This is a genomic window from Albidovulum sp., from assembly GCF_008933605.1.
In the GTDB taxonomy this organism is placed as follows: domain Bacteria; phylum Pseudomonadota; class Alphaproteobacteria; order Rhodobacterales; family Rhodobacteraceae; genus Albidovulum.
This window is the reverse complement of sequence record NZ_WBUS01000062.1, coordinates 1-18,971: the sequence shown is the minus strand read 5'-3', so window position 1 is coordinate 18,971 and position 18,971 is coordinate 1. Positions and strand designations below refer to the sequence as shown.

The 18,971-nt window shown below is 69.0% G+C and carries 16 protein-coding genes; 5 read left to right on the top strand and 11 right to left on the bottom strand.

Features of this window, described 5'->3' with window-relative positions; translation table 11 throughout:
- Positions 1 to 220 precede the first annotated feature (220 nt).
- Positions 221 to 973 (top strand): class II aldolase and adducin N-terminal domain-containing protein, encoded by a 753-nt coding sequence (locus F9K34_RS10070; protein WP_291336833.1) that lies wholly within the window; start codon positions 221 to 223, stop codon positions 971 to 973.
- Positions 974 to 1,003: 30 nt separating this feature from the next.
- On the opposite strand, the gene F9K34_RS10065 is transcribed toward F9K34_RS10070, so the two are convergent.
- The gene (locus F9K34_RS10065) at positions 1,004 to 1,837 is read right to left on the bottom strand and encodes an alkaline phosphatase family protein (RefSeq protein WP_291336832.1); all 834 of its coding nucleotides are present in this window, start codon (positions 1,835 to 1,837) and stop codon (positions 1,004 to 1,006) included.
- Positions 1,838 to 1,983: 146 nt separating this feature from the next.
- On the opposite strand from F9K34_RS10065, the gene betC reads away from it, so the two are divergent.
- Positions 1,984 to 3,492, top strand: a complete 1,509-nt coding sequence (gene betC / locus F9K34_RS10060; RefSeq protein ID WP_291336831.1) for a choline-sulfatase — start codon at positions 1,984 to 1,986, stop codon at positions 3,490 to 3,492.
- Positions 3,493 to 3,515: 23 nt separating this feature from the next.
- On the opposite strand, the gene F9K34_RS10055 is transcribed toward betC, so the two are convergent.
- The 6 genes from F9K34_RS10055 to F9K34_RS10030 form a co-directional block, all read right to left on the bottom strand.
- Positions 3,516 to 4,319: a carnitinyl-CoA dehydratase gene (locus F9K34_RS10055; protein WP_291336830.1), complete on the bottom strand. Its 804-nt coding sequence runs from the start codon at positions 4,317 to 4,319 to the stop codon at positions 3,516 to 3,518.
- Positions 4,319 to 6,316, bottom strand: coding sequence for an acetate--CoA ligase family protein (locus tag F9K34_RS10050; protein WP_291336829.1), 1,998 nt, complete (start codon positions 6,314 to 6,316; stop codon positions 4,319 to 4,321). The genes F9K34_RS10055 and F9K34_RS10050 overlap by 1 nt, the downstream gene beginning before the upstream one ends.
- A 266-nt stretch (positions 6,317 to 6,582) precedes the next feature.
- A complete protein-coding gene (locus F9K34_RS10045) occupies positions 6,583 to 7,746 on the bottom strand; it encodes an acyl-CoA dehydrogenase family protein (RefSeq protein WP_291336828.1) in 1,164 nt (387 codons plus the stop codon).
- A 3-nt stretch (positions 7,747 to 7,749) separates the two neighbouring features.
- Entirely contained in the window at positions 7,750 to 8,511 is a 762-nt protein-coding gene (locus F9K34_RS10040; protein ID WP_291336827.1) for an SDR family oxidoreductase, read from the bottom strand.
- On the bottom strand, positions 8,508 to 9,971 hold the full coding sequence (locus tag F9K34_RS10035) for a carnitine 3-dehydrogenase (RefSeq protein ID WP_291336826.1): 1,464 nt from the start codon (positions 9,969 to 9,971) through the stop codon (positions 8,508 to 8,510). Before F9K34_RS10035 ends, F9K34_RS10040 begins: the two co-directional genes overlap by 4 nt.
- 71 nt (positions 9,972 to 10,042) lie before the next feature.
- Complete coding sequence (locus tag F9K34_RS10030) at positions 10,043 to 10,957, bottom strand: 3-keto-5-aminohexanoate cleavage protein (protein ID WP_291336825.1); 915 nt, start codon at positions 10,955 to 10,957, stop codon at positions 10,043 to 10,045.
- 327 nt (positions 10,958 to 11,284) lie between these two features.
- Between F9K34_RS10030 and F9K34_RS10025 the strand changes: the two genes are divergently transcribed.
- Together F9K34_RS10025 and F9K34_RS10020 are read left to right on the top strand one after the other, a co-directional pair.
- Positions 11,285 to 12,274 carry a glycosyltransferase family 2 protein gene (locus F9K34_RS10025; RefSeq protein WP_291336824.1) on the top strand — a complete coding sequence of 330 codons (990 nt, stop codon included), beginning with the start codon at positions 11,285 to 11,287 and terminating at the stop codon, positions 12,272 to 12,274.
- Entirely contained in the window at positions 12,271 to 14,340 is a 2,070-nt protein-coding gene (locus F9K34_RS10020; protein WP_291336823.1) for a glycosyltransferase family 39 protein, read from the top strand. Before F9K34_RS10025 ends, F9K34_RS10020 begins: the two co-directional genes overlap by 4 nt.
- Before the next feature lie 10 nt (positions 14,341 to 14,350).
- On the opposite strand, the gene F9K34_RS10015 is transcribed toward F9K34_RS10020, so the two are convergent.
- Genes F9K34_RS10015 through rfbF form a run of 4 tightly spaced genes read right to left on the bottom strand, consistent with a single transcriptional unit; the run spans position 14,351 to position 17,674 of the window.
- Positions 14,351 to 14,764, bottom strand: coding sequence for a GtrA family protein (locus F9K34_RS10015; protein WP_291336822.1), 414 nt, complete (start codon positions 14,762 to 14,764; stop codon positions 14,351 to 14,353).
- Positions 14,761 to 15,630: an NAD-dependent epimerase/dehydratase family protein gene (locus tag F9K34_RS10010; RefSeq protein ID WP_291336821.1), complete on the bottom strand. Its 870-nt coding sequence runs from the start codon at positions 15,628 to 15,630 to the stop codon at positions 14,761 to 14,763. The genes F9K34_RS10015 and F9K34_RS10010 overlap by 4 nt, the downstream gene beginning before the upstream one ends.
- On the bottom strand, positions 15,627 to 16,862 hold the full coding sequence (locus tag F9K34_RS10005) for a class I SAM-dependent methyltransferase (protein WP_291336820.1): 1,236 nt from the start codon (positions 16,860 to 16,862) through the stop codon (positions 15,627 to 15,629). Before F9K34_RS10005 ends, F9K34_RS10010 begins: the two co-directional genes overlap by 4 nt.
- Positions 16,863 to 16,903: 41 nt before the next feature.
- On the bottom strand, positions 16,904 to 17,674 hold the full coding sequence (rfbF, locus tag F9K34_RS10000) for a glucose-1-phosphate cytidylyltransferase (RefSeq protein ID WP_291336819.1): 771 nt from the start codon (positions 17,672 to 17,674) through the stop codon (positions 16,904 to 16,906).
- Between the two features lie 233 nt (positions 17,675 to 17,907).
- On the opposite strand from rfbF, the gene F9K34_RS09995 reads away from it, so the two are divergent.
- Positions 17,908 to 18,939 (top strand): NAD-dependent epimerase/dehydratase family protein, encoded by a 1,032-nt coding sequence (locus F9K34_RS09995; RefSeq protein WP_291336818.1) that lies wholly within the window; start codon positions 17,908 to 17,910, stop codon positions 18,937 to 18,939.
- Positions 18,940 to 18,971 lie beyond the last annotated feature (32 nt).

Genomic DNA, 18,971 nt, shown 5'->3' with positions numbered 1-18,971 from the left:
CTATGGGGCCGCCCTGCCCCGTCCCGCCTCCGGCGAGGTGCAGGTGCTGACGCCGTGCCCGAGCGTCGCGGCGCTGCGCGCGGGCTACCGCCCCGTGCTGCACCCTTCGGTTGGCTGCTGATTCTCGTTCAGGTCGCTCCCGGACCGCGCGGGGGCGCGCAAGGACGTGCAGGCCACGCACCGCTTCGGCCAGACTGGCGGGACAGCAGGGAGGGACGCGATGAACGAGGCAAGCCGGCCGAACATCCACCACATGGAGGAGCGCGCCGACCTTGCGGCCGCCTTCCGCTGGACGGCGCGCGAGGGGATGCACGAGGGCGTCGCCAACCATTTCAGCCTCGCGGTGAACCCCGAGGGCACGCGGTTCCTGATCAACCCCTTCGGACGCCATTTCGCGCGGATGAAGGCCACCGACCTCTTGCTTCTCGATGCCAACGACCCCGCGACGCTCGAGAGGCCCGACGCGCCCGATCCGACGGCCTGGGGACTGCACGGCGCGATCCACCGCGCCTGCCCGCACGCCCGCTGCGTCATGCATGTGCACTCGATCCACGCCACCGTGCTCGCCTGCCTCCAGGACAGCCGCCTGCCGCCGGTCGACCAGAACAGCGCGATGTTCTTCGGCCGCCATGTCGTCGATGCGAGCTATGGCGGCATGGCCTTCGCTGAGGAAGGCTCCCGCTGTGCCGGGCTTCTGCGCAACCCGAAGGTGCGCACCATGATCATGGGCAACCACGGTGTTCTGGTGATCGGCGAGACCGTGGCCGAGACCTTCAACCGGCTCTACTATTTCGAACGCGCGGCCGAAACCTACATCCGCGCGCTCCAGACCGGCCAGCCGCTCCGCGTCCTATCCGACGAGATCGCCGAGAAGACCGCGCGGGAATGGGAGGCCTACCCCGACCTCGCCGGAAGGTTCCTGGCCGAGATCCGCGCGCTGCTCGACGCCGAGGCGGCGGATTACCGCGGCTGAATCCGAGGGCGCCCGCGGGGCGGCGCCGGCTCAGGTCAGGAAGGGCCGCGCCGTCATCGACGCCGGAACCGGCACGGCAAGGCGCGTCAGGATCGTCGGGGCCAGCGACAACTGGTCGAGAAGCCTGTCCGGCTCGGGCCCCGCGGCGCTGCCGAAATAGTAGAGCGCGAAGTCGCGCTGGTCCTCCCCGGCGCCACCGTGGTGGCCGCGCGCGGACTGGCCATGATCGGCGGTCACGATCACCTCGTAGCCCGCGGCCCGCCAGCGCGCGATGAAGGGCGCGAGCTGCGCGTCCAGGAGGAAGCAGGCCTTGTCCATCTGGATCGCGTCATGGCCGAAGCGGTGGCCCATGCTGTCGAGCGTGCAGGTATGCAGCATGCCGTAGCCGATCCGGTGCCGCTCGCAGAGCATCGTGAGCGTGGCGAAGAGGTCGGCGTCGCAGGGGGTCATCTGGTTGTCGTGGCCATAGCCCGTCATCGTGTGGAACCGCCCGTGGTGGATCGGACCGGCGGCCTCGTCGTATTCGACGTCGCGGACGGGATCGAACGGGTGGCGCTGGAAGAACGAGGACCAGAAGGAATGGGCGACCGCGCCGCTGCACCCGCCTGCGGCGGCCACGGCGGAAAAGATGTCGGGCTCGGCCACGCGGAAGATCGTGTCGTTGCCGGTGACGCCATGGACCTGTGGCGTGACCCCCGTGTGGATCGAGGCATAGCAGGAGGCGGAGGTGGAGGGCAGCACCGATCGCATCTTCCAGACCCGCGCCTCTCCGCTTGCCACCCAGCCCTCGAGATTGCCGAAAAGCCGCCGCCAGTTCTCGTAGGGCACCCCGTCGATGATGATGAGAAGAAGCCTGCCGTCCATGTCCACCCTCCGCCTGACCGCTTCCATCATGCACCCCGCGCGGGGCGGGTCCATGCCGGTGGCGTCACGCCGAGGTCGCAGGGCGGCAAGACGGGACCTCTGCCTGCCGCCAGTGTCGCAGCGAAACGAACCCGGAAGGAATGGCCATGACCCGCCCGAACATCCTCATCCTCATGGTCGATCAACTGAACGGCACGCTCTTTCCCGACGGGCCGGCCGACTGGCTGCACGCGCCGGCACTGAAGGCGCTCGCCGAACGCTCGGTCAGGTACCGCAACGCCTATACCGCCTCGCCCCTCTGCGCGCCGGGGCGTGCCTCGTTCATGACCGGGCAGCTGCCCTCGCGCACCGGCGTCTACGACAACGCGGCAGAGTTTGCCTCGGACATCCCGACCTTCGCCCACCACCTGCGCCGCGCGGGCTACCAGACCTGCCTCTCGGGCAAGATGCACTTCGTCGGCCCCGACCAGCTCCACGGCTTCGAGAGCCGGCTGACGACCGACATCTATCCCGCCGACTTCGGCTGGACGCCCGACTACCGCAAGCCCGGCGAACGCATCGACTGGTGGTATCACAACATGGGCTCGGTGACCGGCGCCGGCGTGGCCGAGATCACCAACCAGATGGAATACGACGACGAGGTCGCGTTCAACGCCGTGCAGAAGATCTACGATCTCGCCCGCGGGGCCGACACCCGGCCCTGGTGCCTGACCGTGAGCTTCACACATCCGCACGACCCTTACGTCGCGCGGCGGAAGTTCTGGGATCTCTACGAGGACTGCGAGCACCTTCTGCCCGAAGTCCCGGCCATGCCCTACGAGGCGCATGACGCCCATTCGCGGCGCATCTTCGACGCCAACGACTGGCGCAGCTACACCATCACCGAGGAGCACCTCCGCCGCGCGCGCCGCGGCTATTTTGCGAACATTTCCTACATCGACGAAAAGATTTCGCAGATTCTGGAAACGCTGGACGCGACGCGGCAGGAGGCGATCGTGGTCTTCGTCTCCGACCACGGCGACATGCTGGGCGAGCGCGGGCTGTGGTACAAGATGAACTTCTACGACGGCTCCTCCCGCGTGCCGCTGATGATCGCGGCATCCGGCCTCCCGCCGGGACGCATCGACGCGCCGGTCTCAACCCTCGACGTGACGCCCACGCTCTGCGACCTCGCCGGCGTCTCGCTCGCCGAGGTCCTGCCCTGGAGCGACGGCGAGAGCCTCGTGCCGCTGGCGCGAGGGGCAGAGCGCACCGCCCCCGTACTCATGGAATATGCGGCCGAAGCCTCCTGCGCGCCGCTCGTCTCGATCCGCGACGGGCGCTGGAAGTACAACCGCTGCGCGCTCGATCCCGACCAACTCTTCGATCTGGCGGCGGACCCGAATGAACTGACCAACCTCGCCGGCGATCCCGCCCATGCGGCGACGCTTGCGACGCTGAAGGCGAAGTCCGAGGCGCGCTGGGACCTTGGCCGCTTCGACGCAGAGGTCCGCGCCAGCCAGGCGCGGCGCTGGGTGGTCTATGAGGCGCTCAGGAACGGCAGCTACTTCCCCTGGGACTTCCAGCCGCTGCGCGACGCCTCCGAACGCTACATGCGCAACCACATGGACCTGAACGTGCTCGAAGGCTCGAAGCGGTTCCCGAGGGGAGAGTGACCGCCGGCAGGGCATGGAGCCCCTCAGCGCCCCTTCCAGACCGGATCGCGCTTTTCCGCGAAGGCGCGCGCCCCCTCGAGCTGGTCCTCGGACGAATAGAGACGATCGACGGTGGCGAAGAGTCGTTTGCTGACGCGGTTCAGCGCATCCTGGAAGCGCATGTTCTCGGCCTCTCGCACCACTTCCTTGATCGCGGCATAGACGAGCGGCGGGCCGCTTTCCAGAAGCCGCGCAAGCTCCCAGGCCTTGGGCAGCAGCTCCTCCGGCGTCGTCACCTCCTTCAGGAGCCCCCAGCGCAGCGCCTCCCCGGTGTCGAACCAGCGGCCGGTGAGCAGGAGGTCCATCGCGACATGGTAGGGAATGCGCTTCGGCAGCTTGATCGAGGCGGCGTCGGCCACGGTGCCGGAGCGGATTTCCGGCAGCGCGAAGGTGGCGTTGTCGGACGCGAGGATCAGGTCGCAGGAGAGCGCGAGTTCGAGCCCTCCGCCGCAGCAGATGCCGTTCACGGCCGCGATCACCGGCTTGTTGAGGTTCGGCAGTTCCTGCAACCCGCCGAAGCCGCCGACCCCGTAGTCGCCGTCGACCGCATCGCCCGCGGCCGCGGCCTTGAGATCCCAGCCGGGGCAGAAGAACTTCTCGCCCTCGGCGCGCAGGATGGCGACGCGCAGGGATTCGTCGTCGCGGAAATCACGAAAGACGAGCCCCATGATCCGGCTGGTTGCCAAGTCGATCGCGTTGGCCTTCGGCCGGTCGAGCGTCACCTCGAGGATGCCACCCTCGTGGCGTGTCCGGATCGGACCTTCCGTCCGCATCTGCATGTCTGCCATCACTCCGCCTCCCGTATCAGTGCATCCACCGCCACCGCGCCGCGCTCGCGGACGAGGATCGGGTTGATCTCGATCTCTTCGAGTCCCGGGTGCGCCGCCATCAGAGCCCCGAGTCGCGCGGCGATCTCCGCCACCGCGTGCATGTCCGCCTTGGCCCGCCCCCGGTAGCCGTCGAGAAGCGGCCAGAGCCTGAGGTGCCGCAGGGCCCCGAGAACCTCAGCCTCCGTTACCGGCCAGACCAGCGTCACCGTATCGGCCAGGACCTCCGCCGTCACGCCCCCGAGCCCGAGCGTGAGGGTGACGCCATAAACCGCGTCGCGGCGGAGCCCGACGAGCACTTCCGCCACCGTCCCGGTCACCATCTCCTCCAGAAGATAGCCGGTGGCACCGGGAATTTCCTCTTGCCCCTCAAGCGTCTCGATACCGATCCTCACAGCCCCCGCCTCGGTCTTGTGGGCAAAGCCGAGGCCCTTGAGGACGTAAGGTGCGGGCAGGTCCGCCGCACGCGGCGTCAACGCGGCGAGCGTCGGCGCATGGACGGAGCGCGGGACGGCCACACCCGCCGCCCGCAGCAGCGCCTTGCCCTCGGCCTCGTCGAGCGTCCGCGTCTTGCGAGGCCGGAGCGCGGGCAAGGGCCGCCAGCCCGGCGCGCCGGGGGCGGTCTGCGCCGCCTTCAGTGCACCGAGCGCCGTCTCGAGCCCCATGAGCGGGGCGACGCCACCGGCGATCATCGCGACGGCGCGATCCTCGTCGAAGTTCTCCGGCAGCGAGGCAACCGGGAAGGCCGGCCTTCCCGTCGCTTCCTGCGCCGCGACGATGGCGTCGAGTGCGGGCTGGAACGAGGACGGGTCGCAGCGGTCGGGTCGCGGCGGGTCGATCACGAAGATGCCGGCGTCATAGCCCCGGAGCATCGTCGTGAAGACATCCGTGGTGCGCGGCCCGTCGCCCCAGATGAAGGTGTGGTAGTCCAGGGGGTTGGCGATCGCCACGATCGGCCCGAGGATCTCGCCGAGCCGCTGCCGCTGCGCCTCCGAGGGCGGCGGGAACGAAAGTCCGAAGGGGGCCGCGAGGTCCGATACCAGACCGGCCTCGCCGCCCGAACAGGACAGCGAGCAGAGCCGGGCCCCGACCTGCGGCCCATGAACGTGGAATATCTTCAGGGTTTCAAGGAGTTCCGCAAGCGTATTCACTTCGGAGATGCCGACCTGCCGGAGGAAGGCCGAGGATGCCGCACCCCCTCCCGCGAGCGCCGCGGTATGCGAGGCCGCGGCATCGCGCGAGGCCTCGGTCTTGCCCGACTTGACGCAGGCGATGCCCTTGCCCGCCGCCCGCGCCGCCTCGGCAAGTGCGGCGAGTGCGGGCGCATTGTCGACCCCCTCGACATACATGCCGAGCGCCGAGACCCGCTCGTCGGCCAGAAGCGCGCCGGCAAGCTCGGCGAGACCGATCTGCGCGGCATTGCCAAGGCAGGCGACATAGGCGACGGGCAGGCCGCGCGCCTGCATCGTGAGGTTGATCACGATGTTGGAGGACTGGCTGAGGAGCGCCACGCCGCGCTCCACCCGCCGCCCGCCATGCTGGTCGGGCCAGAGAAGCGCGCCGTCGAGATAGTTGATGACGCCATAACAGTTCGGCCCGAGGATTGGCATTGCGCCCGCCGCGGCAACAAGCTGCGCCTGAAGCTCCGGTTCGCCGGCCTCGGTCCAGCCCGAGGCAAAGCAGATCGCGCCCCCAGCGCCCATCGCAGCCAGTTCCCGCACCACCTCGACGGTCGCATGGCGGTTGACGCCAACGAAGGTCGCGTCGGGCGCCGCGGGCAGGTCGGCGAGCGCGGCAAAGGCCTTCAGCCCGCCGATCTCGGCCTTCTTCGGATGCACCGGCCAGACCGGCCCGGCGAAGCCCATCTTGCGGCACTGGGCGATGACGTTCCCGGCCCAGACCGACCCCATGACGGCGATGGAGCGCGGGCGCAGAAGGCGGGAGAGGTCGCGGCTCATGCCCCGCCCCTCCGCGCGCCGAGAACGCCGGGGGCCGTCTGCCCCCGGACCCCCGAGGATATTTCGAAACGGGTGAAGAGGGGAGGAAGACCCCCGGAAGCGGCGGACCGCGACCGGGGGGCTTCACCCGTTGCGGTCATCGGCTTCCCAGCCTGTACCGCGGGCCCAGTGTCAGGGATCAAGGTTAACACTTCGTTGCTTCATCCGTTCTGAAATATCCTCGGGGGGTCCGGGGGGGCAGACGGCCCCCCCCCCCGGCGACCGGCTCAAGCGCCGAACGCCCGCAGCATCTCGCGGCTGATGATGTGGCGCTGGATCTCGGAGGTGCCCTCCCAGATGCGCTCGACGCGCGCATCGCGCCAGATGCGTTCGAGCGGCAGCTCATCCATCAGCCCCATGCCGCCGTGGATCTGGATCGCCTCGTCGGCGATCATGGCGAGCACTTCCGTCGCCTTCAGCTTGGCCATCGACATGTCGGCCTCGGTCACCGTGCCCTGGTCGAACTTCCAGCCCGCCTCGCGCGTCAGCAGCTCCGCGGCCTTGAGTTCCATCGCCATGTCCGCAAGCTTGAAGGAAATTCCCTGGAACTTGCCGATCTTCTGGCCGAACTGCTCGCGCTCGGCGGCATAGGCGACGGCATGGCCAAGCGCCCGTTCCGCCCGGCCGAGGCAGGTGGAGGCGACCTGCAACCGCGTCGCGCCAAGCCAGGTGTTGGCGACCTCGAACCCCTTGTGGACCTCGCCGAGGATCTGGCTGCCCGGCAGGCGGCAATCGTCGAATTCCAGCACCGCGTTGGTATAGCCGCGGTGGCTGACGTTGCGGTAGCCCTCGCGCACGGAGAAGCCCTTCGTGCCCTTGTCGACGAAGAAGGCGGTGATGCGCTTCTTCGGACCGCGCGGCGTCGCCTCCTCGCCGGTGGCCATGAAGACGATGGCGAAGTCGGCGATGTCGGCGTGGGAGATGAAGTGCTTGGTGCCGGTCAGGATCCAGTCGCCGCCGTCGGGCCGGGCGCTGGCCTTCATGCCGCGCAGGTCGGACCCGGCGCCGGGCTCGGTCATCGCGAGGCAGTCCCATTTCTCGCCACGGATGCAGGGGTATAGATAGCGTTGCTTCTGTTCTTCCGTCCCGGCGAGGAGGATGTTCGAGGGCCGCGCGACGCAGGTCCAGTGGAGCGCGTAGTTGGCCTTGCCGAGTTCCTTCTCGTAGAGGAGCCAGGTCAGCGTATCGAGGCCGGCGCCGCCGACCTCCTCGGGCATGTTGGCCGCGTAAAGACCGGCCTCTATCGCCTTGGTCTGCAACTCCTTTATCAGTTCCATCCGCAGATGGCCGCTGCGTTCCACCTCCGCCTCGTGGGGGTAAAGCTCGGTCTCGACGAAGGCGCGCGTCGTCTCGACGATCATCCTCTGCTCGTCGCTCAGTCCGAAATCCATGTCTCACACCTTCGGATCGGGATTGATGGTGAAGCCGTCGACCGTGATCACCTGGCCGCTGACCATGCGGGCGGCGTCCGAGGCAAGGAAGACGGCCATACTGGCGATGTCCTCGGGGTCGACGAGGCGGCCGAGCGCGGTGCCCGCGGCATAGCCGTCGCGCACCTCTTCGTAGGTCATGCCCTTGGCGGCCGCTTCCGCCTCGAATACCCGGTCGATGCGCGGGCCGGTGACGGAACCCGGGGCGATGGCGTTGGCGCGGACGCCGAAGGGGCCGAGTTCCATCGCCACCGTCTTCATCAGGCCGATGACCGCCCATTTCGCGGCCGCATAGGGTGCGCGGTAGGGAAAGCCGTAGAGACCCGCGGTGGAGGAGGTGAAAAGAATCACGCCGGACCGCTGCGCCTTCATCATCGGCGCGGCATGCTTGGCCGCGAGAAAGGCGCCATCGAGGTTGACGGCGAGGCACTCGCGCCACCCGTCAAGCGGCATGGCTTCCAGCGCAGCCGTCGGCCCCTTGATCCCGGCATTGGCGCAGAGGACATCAAGTCCGCCCCATACGTCCTTCACTTCGTTGAGGAACGTTGCCATCGCATGTTCATTGGACGCATCCACATGGCTGGCGCGGGTTCCCTCCGGCACCGACGCGAGGGCCGCGTCGTCGACATCCGTCACCCAGACCCGGGCGCCGGTCTCCGCGAAGGCCTCCGCCATGGCACAGCCGATGCCCGCCGCGCCGGCCGTGATGACGACCCGCCGGCTCATGCCCTGCGCTGCCCGACGAAGCGCCCCACCGCCTCGGGGCGCGGCAGGGCCGCGTGGGCGTCGGCGATGGGGGCGAGCCGCGCCAATACCTCGGGCGCGGCCGGACAGGTCCGGCCCGCCTTCATGTCGACATGCAGGAACATCTGTTCGAGGCTCGCCACAACTTCCTCGCCGCGCAGGATGCGGATGAAGGCGTGGATGCGCTTCTCGTCCGAGGCGAGGACCTGGAAGGTGCCGGTCAACCGGTCGCCGAGCCGCGCCTCGCCGAGATGCATGATATGGCTCTCGGCGGTGTAATAGCTGTGACCCCCCGCGACATAGTCCATGTCGGCGCCGACGAGCCTCAGGAACGCGTCGGAAGTCTCTGATGCGGCGTAAAGATACCGGCTCTCGGTCATGTGGCCGTTGTAGTCGATCCAGCCGGGCAGCACCTGCATGTTGGCCATGACCAGCGGCCCTCCCTCGCCGGTCTTGCCCGCCTCGTGGAAGGCGGCGCGGCGGCGGCGGTCGTGGTCGAGGAGCACCTTGCCCGCACCCCAGTCGCGGTCCTTCAGCGCCCGGAGGAAGCCGATCAGGTTGCGGTCGCGGATGCGTTCAAGCTCCCGGATCGTGTAGGCCCCCGACTGCGCGTCGGACTGGCCGGCGATCAGGTCGACCAGCTCGTCGTTGAACTCGGGCACGTCCATGAGCTTCGTCCAGGGCCATTTCAGCGCCGGGCCGAACTGGGCCATGAAGTGCTTCATCCCCGCCTCGCCGCCCGCCACCCGGTAGGTTTCGAATAGCCCCATCTGGCCCCAGCGGAGGCCGAAGCCCATGCGGATCGCCTCGTCGATCTCCTCGGTGGTGGCGACGCCGTCCTTGACGAGCCAGAGCGCCTCGCGCCAGACCGCCTCGAGGAAGCGGTCGGCGATGTGGGCGTCGATCTCCTTCCTCACTTGGAGCGGGAACATCCCGATCTCCCGCAGGATTTCCTTCGCCGTTTCAATCACTTTCGCGTCGGACTTCGCGCTTGGGACGATCTCGGCCAGGGGCAGGAGATAGACCGGGTTGAAGGGGTGCGCGACGAAGATCGCCGAGGGCTCGGCGGCCCCTTCCTGCAATTCGGAGGGCTTGAAGCCGGAGGTGGAGGAGCCGATCGGCACGCCGTGGCTCGCCTTCTGGATCTCGGCGAAGACGCGGTGCTTGAGGTCAAGCCGCTCGGAGACGGATTCCTGAATGTAATCAGCGCTTTCCACGGCATCCTTGATACTTGTGGCGAGGCTGAGCCGGCCTTCGATCGGCATCGGCACGTCCGAGAGCGCGGGCAGCGCGGCGCGGGCGTTGGAGAGTACCTCGCCGATCTTGCGCTCGGCCTCCGGGTCGGGGTCGAAGACGGACACGTCCCAGCCGTTCAGGAGGAACCGCGCGGCCCAGCCGCCGCCGATGACCCCGCCCCCGATGATCGCTGCCTTGCGCGCCATTCCACCCTCTCCCTTCCGTCCTGCCTGCGTCGGTCTTGCGTCGGTTTTCCGTCGGACTTCCGTCCCGACGCTCAGCGCGCCTTCGGCGCCCGCTTGGTCAGCCCGAGCTTCTTGCGCACCTCCTCGGGCCCGATCACCCGCGCGCCCATGGTCTCGATGACCGTCACCGCGCGCTCGACGAGCTGGGCATTGGTGGCGAGCTGCCCCTTGCCGAGCCAGAGATTGTCCTCGAGCCCGACGCGCACATTGCCGCCCGCGAGTACGGCGGCGGCGGCATAGGCCATCTGGTTGCGCCCCAGCGCGAAGGCCGAGAAGGTCCAGTCCGAGGGCACGTTGTTGACCATGGCCATGAAGGTGTTGAGGTCGTCCGGCGCGCCCCAGGGCACGCCCATGCAGAGCTGGACGAGTGCCGGGCCCGCCAGCACGCCCTCCTTCACCAGTTCCTTGGCGAACCAGAGGTGGCCGGTGTCGAAGGCCTCGATCTCGGGCTTCACGCCGAGCCCGGTCATCATCGAGCCCATGGCCCGCAGCATCCCCGGCGTGTTGGTCATCACGTAGTCGGCTTCGGCGAAGTTCATCGTGCCGCAGTCGAGCGTGCAGATCTCGGGCAGGCACTCGGCGACATGGACCATGCGTTCGGAGGCGCCGGCCATGTCGGTGCCGGCGACGGGCGGCAGCGGGTGTTCGGTCGGGCCGAAGACGATGTCGCCGCCCATGCCCGCAGTCAGGTTCAGGACCACGTCCGTGGCAGCATCGCGAATTCTCTCAGTGACTTCGCGGTAATACTTCGGGTCGCGCGAGGGCTTGCCCGTGTCGGGGTCGCGGACATGGCAGTGGACGATGGCGGCCCCCGCCTTCGCCGCCGCGATGGCGCTATCGGCGATTTGGGCCGGCGAGCGCGGGACGTGCGGGCTGCGGTCCTGCGTGGCGCCCGAGCCGGTCACGGCACAGGTGATGAAGACCTCGCGGTTCATGGCTAGCGGCATCGGCGTTCTCCCTTTTGACCGAGACTATACATCCGGTCGGGGCGCCCGATTGCCGTTTTCCGCAGGATTCTTTCCGATTTGCGAAGCCGACGTGACGGACGTTGCGACGCGGGGCCGGCCGCGCCCCCGGCCCGGCGCGTCCGCGGTCCGTCCACAATCCAGGGGTTTTCGCCGGATTTCCCATATTATGCCGGGCACTACCCCGCCCGCGCCCGGAAATCCGCTATGCGCCACCCCGAGTTGCGTTAAGGTGCTGCGACGGCGAGTCGTCGGCGCGATGCGCTGTGTCGGACCTGTGCGATTTTGCGCGGACTGGATTTGAGCACCATGAAGAAGATCACCGTCGTCTCGCCCTGCTACAACGAGGAAGACAACGTCGAGACCTGCTACGAGACGGTGAAGGCGATCTTCGAGCGCGACCTGCCCGGCTACGCGCGCGAGCATATCTTCGTCGACAACGCCTCGCAGGACCGGACCGTGGAGATCCTGCGCGGGATCGCCGCGAAGGACCCGGGCGTGAAGGTCGTCGTCAACGCGCGCAACTTCGGCGTCTACCGATCCACCTTCAACGGCCTCCGGCACTCCACCGGCGATGCGACGCTCTGCATGCTGCCCGTCGATCTTCAGGACCCGCCGGAGCATCTTCCGGAATTCGTGAAACTCTGGGAATCGGGCTATGACGTCGTCGCCGGGGCGCGCTCCACGCGCGAGGAGGGCCTCGTCCTGCGCTCGGCGCGCAAGGCCTTCTACCGGATCGTCAACTGGCTTTCGGACTTCGAGCTTTCGCCCGACGTGGGCGAGTTCCAGCTGGTCGACCGCAAGGTGCTCGACGCGGTCCTCAGCCACAACGATCACTATCCCTATATCCGCGGCATCATCGCCTCGGTCGGGTTCAAGAAGGTCATCATCCCCTATACCTGGAAGGCACGGAAGCGCGGGGTTTCCAAGCACAACCTGATGATGCTGATCGACCAGGCGCTGAACGCGATCTTCGCCTTCACCAAGGCGCCGATGCGGTTCTGCACCTTCGTCGGCTTCGGCATCGCGATCTTCTCGATCCTCTTCTCGGTGTTCTCGGTCTTCGCCTGGTTCCTCGGCATCGGCGACGCGCCGCGCGGCACCACGACGATCATCGTCGCGCTCTTCTTCCTTTCGGGCGTGCAGCTTCTCTTCATCGGGATGCTCGGCGAATACATCACCGCCATCCACAACCAGGTGCGCGGCGGACCGACGGTGATCGAGAAGGAGCTGATCAACATCCCCACGCAGGGCCGCCCGACGGGCCGCGTGACGCCCCTGTCCGCCCACAAGGCATGACCCCATCCCCGACCAGACCCGCCGGCCTTCCGGGGCTCGTGCTCGCCGCTGCGGGATGCGCGCTGCTCGTCGCGGTCCCGGTCCTGCCCGACGCGGTCGCCCGGGTCGACCGCTGGGCGCTCGGGGTCGTCGGCCTCGCGCTCTTCGTGGCGGGGCAATCGCTCCGCCGCGGTGCCGGCACCTTCGCGCTCCTGGCGGCGCTCTTCCTCGGCGGCGGGGCGGCCCAGCTCTACCTGACCGAGACGCCCCTCTTCCCCACCCTGCGCCTGCGTCCGCAGGACGCGCGCGACTGGATCGCGGTCGCCGTGATCCTGGCCGAGGTCGCCGCGGCGCTCACGGTGCTGGCGCGACTGGGCACCGGCCGACTTCTCGCCGTAGCCGGACGGCGGCTCGGCTGGGGCCGCATCGCCATCTTCGTCGCGCTGACGACGCTCTTCGCCTCGCCGATCCTCAACTACGTCGGCCGGGGCGCCGGCACGGCCTATGTCGCGCATCTCGCCGCCGGCGGTGCGCTGGCGGCGCTGCACCTTGTCGTGCTGATCGCGATGGCCATGGTGCCGAGCCCGGTAAGCGGGCGCTACCGGCTGACACCCGTCGCCCCTGCGGTCTTCACCCTCGTCGTGAGCCTCGGGCTCGGCGCGGTCGCCTTCCAGCACCTTCCCCATGTCGAGGAGGAGGTCGCCCACCTCTTCCAGGCGCGGACCTTCGCCGCCGGCGCCCTCTGGGTGCCCGCGCCCCCCGAGGCGGCCTGGCCGGGGCTCGCCTACGGCCTTCAGGACCTGAGCGCAGGGCGGTGGTTCGCCGCGACGCTGCCGGGCTGGCCGCTCGTGCTTGCCCCCTTCGTGGCGCTCGGGGTGCCCTGGCTCCTGAACCCGGTCCTCGCCGGGATCTCGGTGCTCCTCGCCTATGCGATCGCCCGGCGGCGGCTCGGCCGCGACCAGGCGGATCTCGTCGCCCTGATGATGGCCTCGTCGCCCTGGCTTCTCGCCGCGGCGGCCTCGCTCATGCCGCACACGCTGACGCTGGCGCTGCTGCTCTTCGCCTGGTGGCTGGTGCAACGCGCCGAGGGCATCGACCGCGCCGGCCGGCAGCTCTTCCTGGCCGGTCTCTCGGTGGGCTGGATCTTCCTGACGCGCCCGCTCGACGGTCTCGTGATGGGCGCGTTGACCGCCTTCTGGGTCTTCGCGGGCCCGCGCGGATCGCCGGCGCGGGCGGCGGTCTTCGCCGCGGGCTGGGTGGTGACGGGGGCGCTCCTCCTGTTCCACAACCTCGCGCTGACGGGGAACGCGCTCAGGCTCGCGCTGACCGACCTCCTTGACCGGCACTGGGGCGCGGGCGCGAACGCCTTCGGCTTCGGGCCGGAGATCGGGCAACCGGGCGGACGCTTCGGGCTCGACCTCTGGCCGGGGCACGGGCCGACCGAGGCGGCGGTCAACACCATCAACATGACGGCGAGCCTGCAGTTCGAGCTTCTCGGCTGGTCGATCGGGTCGCTCGCGCTTCTCTACGCCTTCTTCCTGTGGCAGGGCGCGAAACGCACCTTCGACTGGGTGATGCTGGCGGTCGCGGCGACCATCGTCGGGGTGACGGCCTTCTACTGGTTCGCCGACAGCTACTATGTCGGGCCGCGCGACTGGTTCCTCGCCGCCTTTCCGCTCCTCTACCTCTCCGCGCGGGGCTACGACGCGATGCGGGCGCGGTTTCCGGGGACGGAGGGCGACAGCAACATCGGCATCGATTCGATCCTCGCGCTTTCCTGCCTCTTCGGCCTTCTGATCTTCACCCCCTGGCGCGGGGTGGTGAAGTACCATGAGTACGGCGATTTCCACACGACCTACCGCGCGACGCTCGCGCAGGGTGCGTTCGGCAACGCGATCGTCCTCGTCAAGGCGGGCACCGACGCGGGTGCTGCACTGATGCTGAACGATCCGTGGCTCGCTCCGGATCGGCCGATCTTCCTGATCGACCGCGGCGAGCTCGACGAGGCGGCGCTGAAGGCAGCCTTCCCGGGACGCGAGATCCTCCGCTATGACGCCGGCTGGCGCGCGACCGACCCGCGCGGCTGACCGGCCGGCGTTATCTGCGCGCCCCGCGGAAGGGAAGCCGTCCGGTGAGGACGACGGAGACGAGAACGAAGGCGACCATCGCCATCGGCAGCACCAGAAGCGCCTGCGCCCAGAGGTCGGAGAGGCCCGCCGCGATTGCGGCGGCGAGCGCCCAGCGGTTGAGGAAGAAGAGCGCGACATAGGCGCCCACATAGGCCGGCAGGCGCGAAAGCCCGCGCGTGCCGAAGACGATGCGGCCGTGGGTGCCGAAATTCCAGAGGATGCCGAGGACGTAGGACAGCGCCAGCGCCCATTGCCACGGCAGGCCCGCGAGCCTGAGCAGCACGGCGTAGACGGCAAATCCGAAGGCGGTGTTGAGGACCCCGACGAAGAGGAACTTCACGAAGCGCCAGAGATCGGGGCGGGAGCGGAGCGCGAGGATCATGCCGCGACCCCCTCCGCCGCCAGCACCGCGCGGATGCCGCTTTCCATGTCGAAGGCGGGGCGGAAGCCGGTCTCGCGCGAAAGCCGCGTCACGTCCGCCTCGATCAGCGCCGGGTCGTTGGCGGGCCTTGGCCGTGCGCCGAGGCGGATCAGCCCCTCGCCCCCCATCGCGCGGGCGAGCGCCAAGATCATCTCGCGCACCGGAACCGCGCGGCCGGAGCCCACGTTGACCGGCCCCTCCGCGCCCGAGACGAGCAGCGACACGAGCGCCCGGCCGATATCCGCGGTGTGGAGGAAGTCGCGCCGCTGGAGCCCGTCGGTGCAGGCAACCTCGCGTCCGGCCGCGAGGCCCTTCAGGATGTCCCCGAAGAGCCTGCCCTCGGGTTCGCCAGGACCGTAGGCGAAGAACACCCGCGCCCAGGCGAGCGAGACGCCGAGCGCGGGCGCGCCGGCCACGGCGGCGATGCCGGTCGCGGCCTTGGCCGCGCCGTAGAGCGTGGCGGGGCGAAGGGGGGCGTCCTCGGTCAGGTACCCCGCCCCGGTCCAGTCGTATTCCGCGCAGGAGCCCGCCATGACGGCCCGCCGGCCACCGCAGGCGGAGAAGGCACGGAGGAGCCGCAGGCTCGCCCCCACCCAGTCGAGGTTCGCCGGCGCGGACCAGCGGTCCTTCGCGCCGTCGTGCCAGGCGAGGTGGACGAGGTATTCCGCCCCGGCCCGCGCCACGACCGCCTCGGGATCGGCGAGCAGGTCGTCCCCCCGCCCGCGCGAGGCCGCGACCACGGCGAACCCCGCCTCCTCCAGCGGCCGGACGCATTGGCGCCCGATGAGGCCCGTGGCCCCGGTGAGGAGGACGCGGCGCGCTGTCATGCGGTGACCGAGATCGAGGGCACGGCGGTCACGAAGCGGGTGCCCCCGGCACGCAGGTCGGCAAGCTGCCGGATCACCTCGGCCTTGAGGTTCCAGGGCAGGATCAGCACGAAGTCGGGCTGCCGCTTCCTCAGTTCCTCCACGTCGAAGACCGGGATCCGGCTGCCGGGCAGGAGCGTGTCCTGCTTGGCCGGGTTGCGGTCGACGCAGTATTCGACGAGATCGGGCCCGATCCGGCAGTAGTTCAGGAGCGTGTTGCCCTTGGCCGCGGCGCCATAGGCCGCCACGCGCTTGCCCTGCGCCCGGGCATTCTCCAGGAAGCTCATGAGCCCGTCGCGCACGGCCTCCACCTTCTCGGAGAATCCCGCGTAGCCTTCCGGCCGGTCGAGCTTTGCCGCCTTCTCGTCGGCGCGCACCTTGGCGAGGCCGGGGCCTTCGGTGTGGGAGGCGCCCGTCCGGCAGGCGAAGACCCGCAAGGAGCCGCCGTGGGTCGGCAGCTCCTCCACGTCGAAGACGCGCAGGCCATTCGCCGCGAAGATCCGCTCCACCGCCAGAAGCGAGAGATAGGAATAGTGCTCGTGGTAGATCGTGTCGAACTGCACCTCCTCGATGAGGCGCAGAAGGTGCGGAAACTCCACGGTATAGACCGCGTCCGCAGTGAGGAGCGCCGCCACCCCCGCGACGAAGTCGTTGATGTCGGGGACATGCGCGAGCACGTTGGCCGAACAGATCAGGTCCGGCCGCCGGCCCTCGTCATGAAGCCGCTTGGCCACCGCCTCTCCGAAAAACTCGACAAGCGTCGGCACGCCGATCTTCTCGGCCGCCGCCGCGACCGAGCCCGAGGGCTCGACGCCGAGGACGGGAATCCCTTTGGCCACGAAGTTCTTCAGGAGATAGCCGTCGTTCGAGGCGATCTCGATCACGAGGCTTCCGGGCCCGAGGTGCAGCCTTTCGGCCATCCTGTCGGCATAGGCCCGCGCATGGGCGAGCCAGCTGTCGGAGAAGGAGGAGAAATAGGCATAGGTCTCGTTGAATATCTTCGCCGGTGGCACGTCCTCGTCAACCTGCACCAGCCAGCAGCTTTCGCAGACCCGGACGTGAAGGGGGTACTTCGGCTCGGGCTCGCCTGCCTTGTCCATCGGCACATAGGAGTTCGCCACGGCCGAAAGGCCGAGGTCGACAAGCGTCATAGGCATTTCCGCGCCGCAATGCCGGCATCTTGGGTAACTCATCACTCACTGGTCTCCTGATCGTCGTCTGCGGGCCCGGCGTTCTACCAGATCTTCCAGGGCGCCGTGCCGGTCGCCCAATGCGCCTCGAGTTCCTGGCGTTCGCGGATCGTGTCCATCGGCTGCCAGAACCCCTTGTGCTCGTAGGCCATCAACTCGCCGTCGCGGGCAAGCCCCATCAGCGGCGCGCGTTCCCAGATCGTCTGATCGTCCTCGAGATATTTCGCCACCTTCGGCGACAGGACGAAATAGCCGCCGTTGATGAGCCCGCCATCGCCCGCGGGCTTCTCGGAGAACTCGCGCACGCGCAGGGCCTCGATGTCGAGCCGGCCGAAGCGCGCCGCCGGCGGCACGGCGGTGACCGTCGCCATCCTGCCGTGCGCCTTGTGGAAAGCGACGAGGCGCTGCACGTCGATGTCGCCCACGCCGTCGCCATAGGTCATGCAGAACGCCTCCTCGTTCCTGAGGTAGGGCATCACGCGGCGGAGCCGCCCGCCAGTCATGCTTTCCTGACCCGTGTCGATCAGCGTCACGCGCCAGGGCTCGGCCTGGTTGTTGATGACCTCGGTCGTGCCCTGCCTGAGGTCGAAGGTCACGTCCGCGCCATGGAGGTAGTAGTTGGCGAAGTACTCCTTGATCACGTAGCCCTTGTAGCCGCAGCAGACAATGAAGTCGTTGATGCCGTGTGCGGCGTAGATCTTCATGATGTGCCAGAGGATCGGCCGGCCGCCGATCTCCACCATCGGCTTCGGGATGCGGACGGTTTCCTCGGCGAGCCGCGTGCCGAGACCGCCGGCGAGAAGGACGCATTTCATCGGTGACACTCCTTGCTGCAGTCGAGGCCGGGCGCGACGCCGCTGGGCCATAGGGGCGGGGCCGGTGCCCGCCGCAGGTTCACACCCCCGCCGCTGCGGGGTAGCAGAAGCCGCACGCCTTCGCTACAGATGCGGGCCGGGGTAGACGACCGCCCCCGCCGCGCACCGAGGCCGCCCCGCAGCGGATGCATCGGCTCCGCGGGGAGCGAAATTTCGGAAGGATGTGCCTGACCATGAAGATCCTGCTTGTCGGTCATCGCGGCTATGTCGGCCCGGTCGCCGCCCGCCACCTGACCCGCGTCCTTCCGGGCGCCGAGGTCCACGGCATCGACGCCAACTGGTTCCAGGGTTCCGAGGCGGCACCCTTCCCGGACGCGCTCTTCACCAGCCAGCGCCGGGCCGACGTGCGCGACCTGACCGAGGCCGATTTCAGGGGCTTCGACGCGGTGGTGGCGCTCGCCGCGGTGTCGAACGACCCGATCGGCAAGGAATTCGAGGACGCCACCGCCGACATCAACTCGGCCGCGGTCCTGAAGGCGGCGAAGGCAGCGAAGGCCGCCGGGGTGAGGCGCTTCGTCTTCGCCTCGTCCTGCTCGATGTACGGCGCGGGCTCCGACAGCTTCCGCAAGGAGACCGACACGCTCAACCCGCTGACCGCCTACGCGCGATCCAAGGTGGCGACCGAGGAAGGGCTGCGGGCCATCGCCGGCGACGGCTTCATGGTGACCTCGCTGCGCTTCGCCACGGCCTGCGGCGCGAGCCCGATGCTGCGGCTGGACCTCGTGCTGAACGATTTCGTCGCCACGGCGCTCAGGACCGGCAGGATCGAGGTGCTCTCGGACGGCTCGCCCTGGCGGCCGCTGATCCATGTCGAGGACATGGCCCGTGCGATCGAATGGGCGCTGGTCCGCGGGGGCGCGGACCTCGTCGAGGTGAACGTCGGCAGCCAGGAGTGGACCTGGCAGGTGGGTCAGCTCGCCATGGACGTGGCCGGCCTGCTCGGCGGTGTCGCGGTCGAGATCAACACCAATGCCGCCCCCGACAAGCGCAGCTACCGCGTCGATTTCTCGCGATTTGCCGCGCTGGCGCCCGATCACCAGCCGAAGAAGGAGTTCGCCGGGGCGGTGCGGGAACTGGCCGATCTGGTGCGCGGCATGGATTTCGCGGGACAGGCGGTGCGCGAAAGCCGCTTCATCCGGCTCAACATCCTGCGCGCCCACGTCGCGGGCGGACGGCTCGACAGCGCGCTGCGCTGGACCGCCTGAGCCGGGGCGCCCGCGACGTGGGCGCGCAGGAT